Source organism: Devosia sp. T2-14, assembly GCF_055397495.1.
The window spans coordinates 2648869-2662748 of sequence record NZ_AP027921.1; the positions used below are offsets into that span (position 1 = coordinate 2648869).

Genomic DNA, 13880 nt, shown 5'->3' on the forward strand with positions numbered 1-13880 from the left:
CACCCAAAAATCGTGCGCGCAGAAACTGTTACGACATTTTGTCCACACCCATGGCGTAAACGCTCCGTTTACCCCTATATTGTGCCGGCAAAAGCGACCCGATGCTGAGAGCGGGGCCGCATCCACATGAAAAGACCTTGTTCGTAGAAATCTTGATCGTCGTCGTCCTGACCATCGTCAACGGCTTGTTGGCAATGTCGGAACTGGCAGTCGTGTCCGCTCGTCCAGCCCGCCTGAGGGGCATGGCAGAGCAAGGTAACAAGGGAGCCGCGACCGCCATTCAACTGGCGGATGATCCCGGCAAATTCCTGTCCTCTGTTCAAATTGGCATTACCCTGGTGGGTGTGCTGTCCGGCGCCTTCTCTGGCGCCACGCTCGGCGCCCGCCTGAGCGAATGGCTGGCCAGCGTCGGCCTCAACGAAAACGCCGCGAGCGTTTTGGGCGTTGGCGGCGTGGTGGTCCTAATCACCTATATCTCGCTGATCATCGGCGAACTCGTTCCCAAGCAGATCGCCCTGCGCGATGCCGAGGCTGTGGCATCCCGCGTGGCCGGCCCCATGAAAATGCTCGCAACCATCGGTTCGCCAGTCGTGTGGGTCCTCGATATCTCCGGCAAGCTCGTGCTGCGCCTCCTGGGGCAGGCAGGGGAATCCGAGGAGAGGGTGACGGAAGAAGAAGTCAAAACCATCATCGCCGAAGCCACGACGGCGGGCGTAATCGAGAGCGATGAGCACTCGATGATCTCGGGCGTCATGCGCCTGGCCGACCGCTCCGCGCGTGGCCTGATGACGCCGCGTCTCGACGTCGACGTTGTGGACCTCTCCGATGACGGCGATGAAATCCGCCGGACCATCCTCGATACTCACCGCTCGCGCCTGCTGGTGCAGGATGGCGATGCCGACTCCATCATCGGCGTGGTAGCGATCAAAGACATCATCGGTGTCTTCGCCAACGGCCAGCCGCTGGATATCCGCAAATTCGTCCAGCCGGTTCCGGTGGTGATGGATCACGCAGACGCGCTCGACGTGGTCCGCGCCATCCGCAACTCGACAGTGCACATGGCGCTGGTGGTGGACGAATACGGCCACTTTGAAGGCATCGTGACCTCGGGCGACATTCTCGAAGTCATCACCGGTGTCTTCCAGGAAGAGACGGGCGACGACCCGGCACTGGTGCGCCGCGAAGACGGTTCCTATCTCGTTGCCGGCTGGATGCCGGTCGATGAGTTCGGCGACAAGCTGAAGCTGACCATCCAGCGCGATGGCAAGTATGAAACCGTTGCCGGCTACGTCCTCTCGATCATCAACCGCCTGCCCAAGGTGGGCGAGACATTCGAGCACAACGGCTGGAAATTCGAGATCATGGACCTCGATGGCCGCCGCATCGACAAAGTACTGATGACCAAGCTCGATTAAGTAACGCGTGATCAGGGGCAGGCAGCTGCCCCTGGTCTACTACGGGCCTCATAGGGCACGACCTCGTCCTTCGACAGGCTCAGGATGAGGTCTACTGGAGGTGCCATGCGGCCCCGCGCAGGCGGGAATCCTCCTTCCAACCCCACTTAAGCGTCGGTCGTCGACCGTCCGAAAACGGGATCAGCGACGGCGCAATCGAGCCTCTAAAGCGACATCCCGAACCACACGGTCCGGCCATTGTTCTGCACGGGCTGAAAACCGCTGGCCTGCCAGAAGGCGACGCCGCCGGTATTGCCGGCATTGGCGCCGAGATGAATGCCGCTCACGCCTGCTGCACGGGCGCTGGCGATCCAGAGCTGGAGCAGGCCGGTGCCCACGCGCTTGCCGCGCAGCCGCGGCAGGAGGTTCATGTGGATATGGGCGGGATAGCGGGCGACGATATCGGGCGGATTGGAATGCGGATTGCGGATCGCTTCGATGCGAAGGCGGTCCGTATCAGTGAGGTCTGCGGCGGGAACGCTCGCATAGTGTTCCCGCAGAGCGGGCCACCACTCACGCTCAAGCCTTTGGTCAAACGCGTCGGTGTCGAAGGTGCCGACGACATAGCCGGCAACGCCTTCCTGATCCTCGGCGACGAAGACCTGCTCGGGTTCCAGCACCCCATAGGGAGCGGAGTAGAGATGCCCGATGACCTTCCGGTCATTGTGCAATGGCGATGCGTCCTGGCCGCTGTCTCCCGTAACGAGGCAGATCTCGTAGAGTGCTTCGAGATCGCTGGCGCGATAGGGCCGCAGGTCCACCATCAGATCTCTTCGAACGCCCCGGTCTCGACGTTGAACAGGCGGCCGCTTTCCTTGATGGCAGGGCTCATCAGGTCAACCAGCTTGGGAGCGATCTCTGAAGGCTTGGGCAGCGTATCGGGGTTCTCGCCCGGCATGGCCTTGGCGCGCATCGCCGTGCGCACGGCGCCGGGATAGAACACGTTGACCTTCATCTTGGTCTGGGCGACTTCGCCGGAATACGACTTGGCCATGGCATCAACGGCGGCCTTGCTGGCTGCGTATAGGCCCCAGAAGGGGCGCGCCGAGCGGGCCGAGGACGACGACACGAACGCAACGCGTCCGGCCGTCGACTGGCGCAGGAGCAGGTCGGTTGCGCGCAACAGGCGATAGTTCGCCGTCACGTTGACCGTCATGACCTTCTCGAAATCTTCCGGCTTCACATGGGGCAGGGGGCTCAGCACACCGAGCTGCCCGGCATTGGCGATCAGGCCGTCCAGGGCGCCCCAGCGCTCGAAGATGGCCGCGCCGAGACGGTCGATGGCGTCGCCATCGCGCAGGTCGAGCGGCACCAGAGTTGCCGACGAGCCCAGGTCCTGAATTTCGTCGTCAAGTTCCTCAAGTCCCCCGACGGTGCGGGCAATCGCCACCACGTGCGCGCCGCGGCGCGCTGCCTCGACGGATGCAGCATAGCCGATGCCCCGCGAGGCTCCGGTGACGAGGATGACCTTGCCTGCAAGGTCCTGTGTTCCAGCCATTAACCGGCCTCTTTAAGCAGAGAGATTTGTTTGGGTTTGCTTTTGACGCTGCCGTTCAAGTCGGTCAACTGCGTCGGATAGTCGCCCGTGAAGTAGTGGTCGGTAAATTGCGGAGCATCCGGGTTCCGCGATTCACCGCCGACGGCATTATATAGGCCATCGATCGACAGGAATTCCAGTGAATCCGCGCCGATAAACTTGCACATGGACTCAAGATCCTTGTGCTGGTTTGCAAGCAGCTTCTCAGGATCAGGCGTGTCGATGCCATAATAGTCCGAATAGTGGATCATTGGGCTGGCGACACGAATATGGACTTCGGTGGCCCCAGCATCGCGCATCATCTGCACAATCTTGACCGAGGTGGTGCCGCGCACGATCGAGTCATCGATCAGCACCACGCGCTTGCCCGCGATTTCGGCGCGGTTGGCCGAATGCTTGAGCTTGACGCCGAAGGCGCGAATGGACTGCGTAGGCTCGATGAAGGTGCGGCCCACATAGTGGTTGCGGATGATGCCGAGCTCGAACGGAATGCCGCTCGCCTGCGCAAAGCCGATTGCTGCGGGCGTGCCGCCATCGGGCACCGGGACCACCACGTCGGCTTCCACCGGCGCTTCCTTGGCCAGGTTGATGCCCATGCGTTTGCGCGCGCCATAGACGCTGCGGCCGGCCACGACGGAATCGGGGCGGGCGAAATAGACATATTCGAACAGGCAGGGGCGTTCCGGCGCCGGGTGCGAAGGCTTGCGCTCCTCAATGGTGATCGAGCCGTCGGGCTGGATCTCGCAGATGATGACTTCGCCATTCTCGACATCGCGAACGTATTTCGCCCCGATGATGTCGAGCGCGCAGGTCTCGGAGCAGAAAATCGGCTTGCCGTTGAGCTCGCCCATCACCAGCGGGCGGATGCCCACAGGGTCGCGGGCCGCAATCAGCTTCGTGCGGGTCATCGCCAGCATGGCGTAACCGCCTTCCATCTGGCGGAGCGCATCGATGAAGCGGTCGGTGGACGAGGCATGGCGCGAGCGCGCAACCAGATGCAGCACAACCTCGGTATCGGAGGTCGACTGGCAAATGGCGCCGGTCGCGATGATCTGCCGACGCAGCGTCAGGCCGTTGGTGAAATTGCCATTGTGGGCAATGGCAATGCCGCCATCAGCCAGCTCTGCAAACAGCGGCTGCACGTTGCGCAGCGCCACTTCGCCGGTGGTGGAGTAGCGGGTATGGCCCATGGCCATCTCGCCCGGCAGCTTCGCCAGCACGGCAGGGTCGGTATAGTGGTCGCCCACCAGGCCCATGCGCTTTTCGGTAAAGAACTGGCGGCCATCGAAACTGACAATGCCCGCCGCCTCCTGGCCGCGATGCTGCAGGGCGTGCAGCCCCAGCGCGGTCAGGGTCGAGGCATCGTTATGCCCCAAAATGCCAAACACGCCGCACTCTTCATGCAGCGTGTCGCCATCAATGTCGAAGCTGTCGTCGTCGCTCGGATGGTTCACCGGGGTCTCCATACCTTTGCGGATATACCGCAACTCTGCGTGTCGCCAGGGGCGACGGGCCAGGGACGGCCCTGTGCCCGTCCCATAGACCATATTGGTTGTTCCCGACCATTGCCACGCAAGGTGGTCAGGGTTGTGGCGAGCGCAGTGCACTCGCCTCGTCGATTAGATCGCGGCCGGCGCGGTCGGCTCTGGCGTGCCGTCCTCGGTCGAGTCTGTGCCCTGATCCAGTGGATTGGGCGACGCGTCGGAGTCTTCGGTCAGGCCGGTGCCGCCCTTGAGCATGTTGGTAACCTGCTGCTCAAGCCCTTCGGGCAGCAGCGAAATCAGGGTTTGGCCCATGCTGCGCAGATGCGGCAGCGACTGGGATTCAGCAGCCCAGCTCGGCAGGTTGTTTGGCAGCAGCCAGGTACCGAAAATGGTGATGACGATGGCGATCAGGGTGCCGCGCAGCACGCCGAACACAAAGCCGAGAGTGCGGTCGATCGGCCCGATGCGGCTGTCTACGACAAAGTCGGCGATGCGCATGGTCAGCAGGTGCAGCACGATCAACGCGACGATAAAGGTCACGACCACCGTGGCAATATCAGCCACGACCGCCTCGGCGATGTACTGCCGTGCGATCTCGGGATGATAGAGATACATGTAGATGGCGATGGCGGCCGAGCCTGCCCATGTCGCCAGTGAAAGCACTTCACGAGTCAAACCGCGCGCTGTTGCGAGGATTGCCGAAATCAGCACCAACACACCAACACCAACGTCGAACGCTGTCAGCATATGCTTCGCCTGCTCCAGTTGCCGCCCCGGCATTGTTGGGCTTCGTTTAACCGCTTTGTGTTGCGCTGCCAAGGGCGGCGCGGGCCCACGCGAAACAATGTCCCCCGAAAGCACTGCAATGTGAGCGCATCACCACTCGTCGCGTTGCGGCTCGCGGGGTTTGCCATTGGCTGCGATCTTTCCCACGAGTTCCGATAGCTCGGTATACTCGGCGACCTCAAGCCCGGAACTGCGATCCGCGGCACTGAGCCGCCCCGTCGCGACGGATTTGAAGCCGAGCTTCTGGGCTTCGCGCAGGCGCAACGAGCCGTGCACAACAGGGCGTACGCCACCAGCCAGAGAGATTTCGCCGAAATAGACGGCCTGGGCGGGCAGGGGCGAACTGGTCAGCGAGGAAATCAATGCAGCGGCGACAGCGAGGTCTGCTGCGGGCTCGTTGATCTTCAGGCCGCCGGCGACGTTGAGATAGATGTCGTTGGCGCCGATGCGAACTCCGCACCGCGTTTCGAGCACGGCGAGCACCATAGAAAGGCGTGAGCTGTCCCAGCCGACAACGGCGCGCCGGGGGGTGCCGAGCGGCGAGGGCGCCACGAGCGCCTGGATTTCAATGAGGATGGGGCGCGTGCCCTCCATTCCGGCAAACACGGCGGAGCCGGCAGCGCCTTCGTCGCGCTGATCGAGGAACAGCGCAGAAGGATTGCCCACCTGCTCGAGACCAAGTTCGGTCATGGCGAAAACGCCGATCTCGTCGGTCGCGCCATAGCGGTTCTTGACGCCCCGCAGGATGCGGAAACGGTGGCTGGTGTCGCCCTCGAAATACAGCACGGCGTCGACCATGTGCTCGACAACGCGCGGGCCGGCGATCTGGCCATCCTTGGTCACGTGGCCCACTAGCACAACGGCGGCACCACTCTTCTTGGCAAAACGCGTCAGCGCCTGCGCCGAGGTGCGGACCTGGGTGACGGTGCCCGGCGCGCTGTCGACGCGGTCGGTCCACAGGGTCTGGATAGAGTCGATGATCACCAGATCTGGCGCATCGCCGCTTTCGAGCGTGGCGAGGATGATTTCGACGTTGGTTTCGGCGGCCAGCAGGACGTTGGCTTCGCCCAGACCCAGCCGCTGTGCGCGCAGGCGCACCTGCGCCACCGCTTCTTCGCCCGAAACATAGATGACGCGCTTGCCCTGATTGGCGAGCGCCGCTGCCGATTGCAGCAACAAAGTTGACTTGCCAATGCCGGGGTCGCCGCCCACCAGCAGCGCTGAACCCTTGACGAAGCCGCCGCCGGTGACGCGGTCGAGCTCGGCAAGGCCCGTCACGACGCGCGCGGCACTTTGCGTTTCGCCAGAGAGCGGCACGAGATTGGTCGGACGCCCGCCCGACTTGGCCGACTTGGGCCCGGCTCCGACGCCGCTATCGACCATTTCTTCGACGATGGTGTTCCAGTCGCCGCATGCATCGCATCGGCCCTGCCAGCGGCTGGAGACGGCCCCGCAGGCCTGGCAGACAAATGAAGAGCGAGATTTGGCCAAGGCGTTTCCTTATGCGGTGCGGGCAGCGATCCGCGCGACGAGGCCGCGCAGCGTGTTCCAGTTGCGGGCGGTCACAACCCCCGATTTTCGTTCGATGATGGCGGGAAGCCTGGAGCCTGCGCCCCGGCCGCCATAGTCCACCACAAGATGTTCCCGGCAGATGCTGATGCGTTCGGGGCCGGGATAATCCCTTATCCAGCCAAAATCCGGTTTGGCTTCGGCGAAGAAATAGGCGGCCACTTCACTCGGGCGCTCGGCGCTGGCTTCGGGCAGGGGATTGGCCTGGTAGAGGGCCTCGATTTGATCCGAGGTGCGCACCACGGCCCGATTGCCGGCTCCCAGACCTAGCTCCTGAACAATCTGGTTCATCTTGTCGGTGACTGCCTCTGCCGTTCCCGAGCCGCTCACCACCATGTTGCCGGTCGCGAAATAGGTTTCGGGGGCTTCGAACCCTGCAGCGGCCACGGCTTCGCGCCATTGCGTCATCGACATGATCTTGTGCGTGACCGGTCCGATCGCGCGCAGCAGGACGACAAAGACGCTCATGGGCTCCCTCGTTGTCTTCTCGACTATCGCAAGGCGAGCCATCGGGCAAGAACAAAAAGAGAACCGATCAGGTCTCGCTCACCGGGAGGTTGCCGTCGCCCACATAGTTGCGATTGTAGCGGCCCTTGAGTGCAGTCAGGAACTCGTAGCCGATGGTGCCGGCAATGTCGGCCTGATCATCGACGCTGATCAGGTTACCGATGATCTCAGCGCCCTCGCCGGGATTGGGAATGTCCTGACCCAGTTCGGTGATATCGACTGTCGCCTGGTCCATCGAAATCTTGCCGACGATCGGGCAGATCTTTCCGCGAATCGCGACCTTGCCGCCCGGGCGCGTGTTGGTGCTCGACAGGGACCGGAAGAAGCCGTCGGCATAGCCATGCGAAATGATGGCGAGGCGGCTGTTGCGCGACAGGGAGTAGCTCCCGCCATAGCCGACGCTTTCGCCGGTGCGCGCTTCGATGACCTGAAGAATCGGCACATGCAGCGTCATCACGGGCGCCATCGGATTTTTGCGTCCATTGACCGCCCGGCCGCCATAGAGCGCGATGCCTGGGCGAACCATCTGGAAATGGTAGTCCCGTCCGGTCATCAGCGCCGCCGAATTGGCGAGCGACGCCGGAATACCGGGGAACTGCGTCATCACCGACCCGAACAGCGCCAGCTGGGTGCGGTTCTTTTCGTGATTGGGCTGATCGGCGCAGGCCAGGTGGCTCATGATCATCTGCGGCGCATAGCCGAGATTGTGGATGCGCTCGCGCACCACGCCTGCTTCGTTGAGTCGGAAACCCAGCCGGTTCATGCCGGTATCGAAGTGGAAAGCCGACGGGTAGGCCTCGTTGCGCTCGACGCACTTGGCCAGCCATTCCTCGAGCATTGCCATCGAGGAAAGCACTGGCATCAGGTTTTGCCGGATGTAGAGGTTGGCCGCGCCCGGATAGAGCCCGTTGAGAATGAAGATGTGCGCATCGGGCACCGCAGCTCGCACGGCCATGCCCTCGTCGGGCGTCGCCGCAAAGAAGAAGCGTGCGCCCGCCGCATGCAGGGCCTTGCTCGCCATGGTGATGCCGGCGCCATAGGCGTCCGCTTTCACAACCGCGCCAGTCAGCGCGCCGGCGCTCACCTTGTCCAGGGCGCGCCAGTTCCGGGCGAGTGCCCCAAGATCGATGCTGAGTTGGCCGCCAAGGCCGGACGTCAAGGCCATGCCTATTCCATACGCTCGGGCAGGTAGTCGGCGCGGGCCAGATTGCCAAAGCGCGTGAACTGCGCCTCAAAGCTGAGCTGCACGGTGCCGGTAGGGCCGTGACGCTGCTTGGCAATGATGACTTCGGCCTTGCCGTGTACCTGTTCCATTTCACCCTGCCAGGTCATGTGCTCTGGCGTGCCTTCTTTAGGCTCTTTGTTCTTTAGATAGTATTCCTCGCGGTAAACAAACATCACCACGTCGGCGTCCTGCTCGATAGACCCCGATTCGCGCAAGTCCGCCAGTTGCGGGTGTTTGTCGTCGCGCGCTTCAACCTGACGCGAGAGCTGGCTGAGTGCAACCACCGGCACTTCCAGTTCCTTGGCGAGCGCCTTCAGCGTCGTGGTGATTTCGGTCAGTTCCTGCACGCGGTTTTGGCTCGAAGCCTTGGTCGAACCGGAAAGCAGCTGAAGGTAGTCGACGATCAGGAAGTCGAGGCCCTTTTGCCGCTTCAACCGGCGGGCGCGAGCGGCCAGCTGCGCCACCGAGATACCACCGGTATCATCGATATAGAGCGGCATCGTGCTCATCATGTTGGATACGTCAACCAGTTTGGAAAACTGGCTGTCGTGAATACGACCGCGCCGGATGTCCGATGAGGACACTTCGGCCTGCTCGGCCAGAATACGGGTTGCGAGCTGTTCGGAACTCATTTCGAGGCTGAAAAAGCCAACCACGCCGCCGCTGGTCGCCTTGCGGCTGCCGTCCGCCGCGATTTCGGCCTTGTATGCCTTGGCGACGTTGAAGGCGATGTTGGTCACCAGCGAGGTCTTGCCCATGGCGGGGCGTCCGGCCAGCACGATCAAGTCGGAGCGCTGCAGGCCGCCCATCTGGCGATCGAGGTCATCGAGGCCCGTGGAAATACCAGACAGGCCGCCGTCACGCTGGAAGGCCTCGCCCGCCATCTGGATAGATGCGCTCAGCGCGCTGGAGAAGCTCTGGAAGCCGCCATCGTAGCGGCCTTTTTCAGCAAGCTGAAACAGCTCGCCTTCGACCTTTTCGATCTGCTTGTTCGGCGTCATTTCGACGTCGGACTCGTAGGCGACCTGCACCATTTCCTCGCCGACGAGGATCAGGTTGCGACGGATGGCGAGGTCGTAAATCGACTGGCCATAGTCGGCCGCGTTGATGACGGTGGTCGCTTCGGCCGCGAGTCGGGCCAGATACTGCGCCATGGTGACATCGGGCAGCAGCTGATCGGGTAGGTGGGTCTTGATTGTCGTCGGGTCGGCCGATTTGCCGGCGCGGATGATCTTGCCCGTCAGCTCGTAGATGTCGCGGTGAATCGGCTCGTAGAAGTGCACCGGTTCTAGGAAGTCGGCGACCCGGTAGAACGCGTCATTGTTCAGCAGGATGGCGCCCAGTAGGGCCTGCTCGGCTTCCACGTTGTGCGGGGCCAGGCGAAATGACTTGTCGTCTGCAGGGGGATGAAGCCGCGCGAGCTCTGCCATGATGCCTCTTGGGAAACATTAACGTGTCTTAACCACGCAACTCTGCCTTGAGTCTTGCCCTATCGGGGGACCGGTTAACGTCGCGTGACTTGTCGCTGTGAACACTGGGGAGAACGGGGACAGAAACCAATGTGTCTTGCATGCGAGCAAGGCGGCAGAATGGCGAGTCGGGTGGTGCCAGGCTCCAGCGTTTCGACGCCAGGGTGGCAAACAAAAAGGCCGGGCACTGGGCCCGGCCTTTGTCGTCTCAGGCGTAAGCCTTAGAGTTCGTCGTCGAAGCGGTCGTCCTGCTGGGCGTCCTTCTGGCCGGCGGCAAAGTCGCCTTCCACGTCGTCTTCGTAGACGGTGACGGTGACGTCTTCACCGGCGCTCTGGCGAACGGCTTCGTCGGCCGAGCGAGCAACGTTGACGGTGATCGAGACGGCGACTTCAGCATGCAGGTTCAGCGGCACGGTGTGCACGCCAACCGACTTGATCGGGTCGGCGAGGTCGACCTGGCTGCGCTGGATGGTGAAACCATCGGCGCCCAGAGCTTCCACGATGTCGCGCGAGGCAACCGAACCGTAGAGCTGGCCGGTTTCGCCGGCCTGGCGGATGATGACGACTTCACGGCCATTGAGGCCTTCGGCAATGCCAGCAGCGGCGTTGCGGCGGTCATCATTGCGCTTTTCGATGTTGGCGCGTTCGGCTTCGAACTTCTTGCGGTTTGCCTCGGTGGCGCGGAGCGCCTTGCCCTGGGGCAGAAGGAAGTTACGAGCGAAGCCGTCCTTCACGGACACTTCTTCGCCGATGGTGCCGGTGCGGCCAACGCGCTCGAGCAGAATAACTTTCATGGGGGTATTCCTTGTAGCTGTCCCGTCTCAAGGACGGTTAGGAGCCCCGGACCATCCGGAGCCCCAACGTATGTCGTTAGGTAAGCTGGAGCTTACTGAACGGCGTAGGGCATGATGCCGATGAAGCGGGCGCGCTTGATGGCCTGGGCCAGTTCGCGCTGCTTCTTTGCCGACACGGCCGTGATGCGGCTCGGCACGATCTTGCCGCGCTCCGACACGTAACGCGACAGCAGACGCACGTCCTTGTAGTCGATCTTCGGCGCGCCTTCGCCCGAGAACGGGCAGGTCTTGCGGCGGCGCTGGAACGGACGGCGGGCCTGGGCGGTGGTGAGGTCTTTGATTGCCATAGCTTTTAGGTCCTTATCTTAGAAACGACGCGGACGGCGTTCGCCGCCGAAGCCACCACCGGGACGGCCACCGCGGTCGCCATCACGATCATCACGATCACGCTTCTGCATCATCGCCGACGGGCCTTCTTCGTGCTCGTCCACGCGGACGGTCATGAAGCGCAGGATGTCTTCGTTGATGCGCATCTGGCGTTCCATCTCGGCAACAGCAGCAGGCGCTGCTTCGATGTTCAGCAGGGTGTAGTGAGCCTTGCGGTTCTTGCGGATGCGGTAGGAGAGACCCTTGAGGCCCCAGTATTCGTTCTTGGTGACCTTGCCGCCGCCCGAAGCGAGGATCTCGGTCAGCGCAGCGGTCAGCTCTTCGACCTGCTGCTGGGACACGTCCTGGCGAGCCAGGTAGATATGTTCGTAGAGGGCCATGAATTGCGCCTTCCTTCGTGGTTTCAAACACAGCAACGTCTGGCGCGGAGCCTCCTTGAAGCCGGAAAGGCGTCAAAGCAGTCTTGCAAAGAGCGGGAACACGGGAGGCCGGACCGAAGTCCTATCTGCGCAACGCACAAACCCTCCGTTCAGCCCCCGGCCAAACGAATTGCTGGCGTGGCTATAGGGCAAATCCCCGGCCGACGCAAGAACGTGCAGTTCTCAGCGAGTGCGGGCGCTTCTACGGCTATCCAGATCGCGTGTACCCGCTATGGCCACGCGGTTGCGGCCGTTGTGTTTGGCGCTATACAGCGCCCCATCGGCAGCTGCCATGAGCTGGTTGAGCGAGGACTGCGCCGTTACGTGGGCCAAGCCGATACTGACTGTCATAGGCACAGGTTTCCCACCATCGGTCGCGAGGCGGCAGGTCGCCACGGCGTGCCGCAGCCGTTCGGCCACAGCGCTTGCCGTCATCTGCGTGGTCTGCGGCAGCAGGATTGCGAATTCCTCGCCGCCGATTCTGCCGACCACGTCGCCCTCGCGCAGCGCCTTCCGCAGGGTGGTGCCCATCATTTCCAGGGCCGCGTCACCCATGGCATGGCCGTGATTGTCGTTGATCTGCTTGAAATGATCGACGTCGAGCATCAACAGGGACGCCCCGGGGCTCTTAAGCGCCTGTTCGGCTCGTCCGACGAAGGCAGCGCGATTGAGCAGGCCGGAAAGCGCGTCATGGCTGGCAGCATGCTCCAGCCTTGCTTGTGCGGTGTTCCAGGCCGCCGTCAGGCAGGCGACGGCGAAAGCAGCGATGGCCAGCATCGCGACGCCTAGGCGCAGCGATGACATCGAAGCCGATTCCGCCAGATCGGTATGCAACGGCAGCAGGTTCAATGGTGCTGCGATCAGCAACCACCCGCAGGCCGCCGTCGTCAGCAGCATGGCAATGGTGGGCGGGAAAATCACCGCGCACCAGATTAACGCCGGTATCGAAAAAGCAATGCTGCCAGCGCGACCCAGCAGGTGCATCAGCGCGATGGAGCCTACCAGCGCGATCAGCGCGGCGGCCATCGAGAGCTGACGAAAGCGGACTTCCCCCGGTTGGTCGGCGGCCTTCGGCATGACGAGGCTGAAGGCTAGCGTCAGGAAGATGGCGTAGTTGGCCATTTCAGTCGCAAACCACAGATAGAAGCTGTCGCTCGCCGGCATGGCAAACAGGTATATGCCCGGCACCATTCCGGCCACGGCGGCGCAGGTGGCCGAAAACACGATGCTGACGACGATGAAGGTCGCATCCATCGGGCGCTGCATCAGCAGCGTCCCCTTCGGGATGGATTGGAAGGCCAATGCACCGCCGGCCACGCCAGCGATATTGGCTCCGTTCAGTAGCGTTGATCGTGCGAGATCATTGCCACTCAGCAGGTCGGCGCCAATAAAAGCCAACGCTGAAGTCAGCCAGGTGAGGGGGCGATTGGTTTCCGGCCTGAGCACCATGATGGCCAGCAGAATCGCGTTGGCGGGCCAGATACTGGCCAGCGAAAACAATACCTGGCTGTGAATGCCGATGATGCAGGCGCAAAATATCAGAGCACCGACTACGAGCGACTGCAGTGTGGGATTCCGAGGCAGGGTACCCCGCCAGATCGTAGCTATGGTCGGTGATTGCATGGAAAAAATCCCTACCCATGCGCATCTTAGCTACGGCGAGTTAATGGATTATCGCGCTCGTTGCGCCCATTGTCTTGGTTAGGGGCAGCAAGGGGGGTATGGCCGGGAATTCAATGCAAGCCGGGCAGATTGCAGCGATGCCCGGCTCGCTTGGGGGCATCAGTTCGGTTCGTCGCCGACGGCAAGTATGTTGCCTTCGGAATCCTTGAACCAGGCCGCATGGAACTTGCCCATGGTGGCAATGCCATTGACGGTCTTGAGGCCGGGCATGTCGTATTCTTCGAACTTCACGCCGTGGCGTTTCATGTCCTGCACCTCCGCCTCCACATCTTCGGTGGCGAAAGAGAGCAGGGTGTTCGGCGCCTTGCCGGCATTGGGTGTCGGATACAGCAGGAAGCTGGTTCCGCCTCCCAGCTTGTACATGCAGCCCATGTCGTCTTCCATTGCGGGAGACAGGCCGAGCTTGTCCTTGTACCACGATTTTGCGCGGTTCATGTCTGCAGCCGGGATAGTTGCATAGGCACGATGGTCCGTGAGCATATTTCCCTCCTGTTCAGAGCTGGAGGCGCCAAAAATACGCCTCCTCAAGGCGGGTGTAAACGAATCCTGCGGCGGAAACGCGGCCC

At 62.3% G+C, this 13880-nt stretch carries 14 protein-coding genes; 1 reads left to right on the top strand and 13 read right to left on the bottom strand.

Annotated elements, in window-relative coordinates:
* Positions 1 to 152 precede the first annotated feature (152 nt).
* Positions 153 to 1415, top strand: a complete 1263-nt coding sequence (locus tag ACZ5WT_RS12895; RefSeq protein WP_464287208.1) for a hemolysin family protein — start codon at positions 153 to 155, stop codon at positions 1413 to 1415.
* 203 nt (positions 1416 to 1618) lie between these two features.
* Here ACZ5WT_RS12895 and ACZ5WT_RS12900 read toward each other — a convergent pair whose 3' ends face one another.
* The 13 genes from ACZ5WT_RS12900 to ACZ5WT_RS12960 form a co-directional block, all read right to left on the bottom strand.
* Positions 1619 to 2218 (bottom strand): GNAT family N-acetyltransferase, encoded by a 600-nt coding sequence (locus tag ACZ5WT_RS12900; protein WP_464284195.1) that lies wholly within the window; start codon positions 2216 to 2218, stop codon positions 1619 to 1621.
* Positions 2218 to 2952 carry an SDR family NAD(P)-dependent oxidoreductase gene (locus ACZ5WT_RS12905; RefSeq protein WP_464284196.1) on the bottom strand — a complete coding sequence of 245 codons (735 nt, stop codon included), beginning with the start codon at positions 2950 to 2952 and terminating at the stop codon, positions 2218 to 2220. The genes ACZ5WT_RS12900 and ACZ5WT_RS12905 overlap by 1 nt, the downstream gene beginning before the upstream one ends.
* A complete protein-coding gene (gene purF, locus ACZ5WT_RS12910; RefSeq protein WP_464287209.1) occupies positions 2952 to 4457 on the bottom strand; it encodes an amidophosphoribosyltransferase in 1506 nt (501 codons plus the stop codon). Before purF ends, ACZ5WT_RS12905 begins: the two co-directional genes overlap by 1 nt.
* A gap of 153 nt (positions 4458 to 4610) precedes the next feature.
* Positions 4611 to 5222, bottom strand: a complete 612-nt coding sequence (locus tag ACZ5WT_RS12915) for a CvpA family protein (RefSeq protein WP_464284197.1) — start codon at positions 5220 to 5222, stop codon at positions 4611 to 4613.
* Between the two features lie 129 nt (positions 5223 to 5351).
* A complete protein-coding gene (radA, locus tag ACZ5WT_RS12920) occupies positions 5352 to 6752 on the bottom strand; it encodes a DNA repair protein RadA (protein ID WP_464284198.1) in 1401 nt (466 codons plus the stop codon).
* Positions 6753 to 6761: 9 nt separating this feature from the next.
* Positions 6762 to 7298, bottom strand: a complete 537-nt coding sequence (locus ACZ5WT_RS12925; protein WP_464284199.1) for a DUF1697 domain-containing protein — start codon at positions 7296 to 7298, stop codon at positions 6762 to 6764.
* A 67-nt stretch (positions 7299 to 7365) separates the two neighbouring features.
* A complete protein-coding gene (gene alr, locus ACZ5WT_RS12930) occupies positions 7366 to 8502 on the bottom strand; it encodes an alanine racemase (RefSeq protein ID WP_464284200.1) in 1137 nt (378 codons plus the stop codon).
* 2 nt (positions 8503 to 8504) lie between these two features.
* A complete protein-coding gene (locus ACZ5WT_RS12935; RefSeq protein WP_464284201.1) occupies positions 8505 to 9992 on the bottom strand; it encodes a replicative DNA helicase in 1488 nt (495 codons plus the stop codon).
* Positions 9993 to 10252: 260 nt separating this feature from the next.
* Complete coding sequence (rplI, locus tag ACZ5WT_RS12940; protein WP_464284202.1) at positions 10253 to 10825, bottom strand: 50S ribosomal protein L9; 573 nt, start codon at positions 10823 to 10825, stop codon at positions 10253 to 10255.
* Positions 10826 to 10917: 92 nt separating this feature from the next.
* Positions 10918 to 11172, bottom strand: a complete 255-nt coding sequence (gene rpsR, locus ACZ5WT_RS12945) for a 30S ribosomal protein S18 (protein WP_046169334.1) — start codon at positions 11170 to 11172, stop codon at positions 10918 to 10920.
* A gap of 18 nt (positions 11173 to 11190) precedes the next feature.
* A complete protein-coding gene (rpsF, locus tag ACZ5WT_RS12950; RefSeq protein ID WP_464284203.1) occupies positions 11191 to 11592 on the bottom strand; it encodes a 30S ribosomal protein S6 in 402 nt (133 codons plus the stop codon).
* A gap of 222 nt (positions 11593 to 11814) precedes the next feature.
* Positions 11815 to 13254, bottom strand: a complete 1440-nt coding sequence (locus tag ACZ5WT_RS12955) for a GGDEF domain-containing protein (RefSeq protein ID WP_464284204.1) — start codon at positions 13252 to 13254, stop codon at positions 11815 to 11817.
* 159 nt (positions 13255 to 13413) lie between these two features.
* On the bottom strand, positions 13414 to 13794 hold the full coding sequence (locus ACZ5WT_RS12960; protein ID WP_464284205.1) for a VOC family protein: 381 nt from the start codon (positions 13792 to 13794) through the stop codon (positions 13414 to 13416).
* Positions 13795 to 13880: the final 86 nt, after the last annotated feature.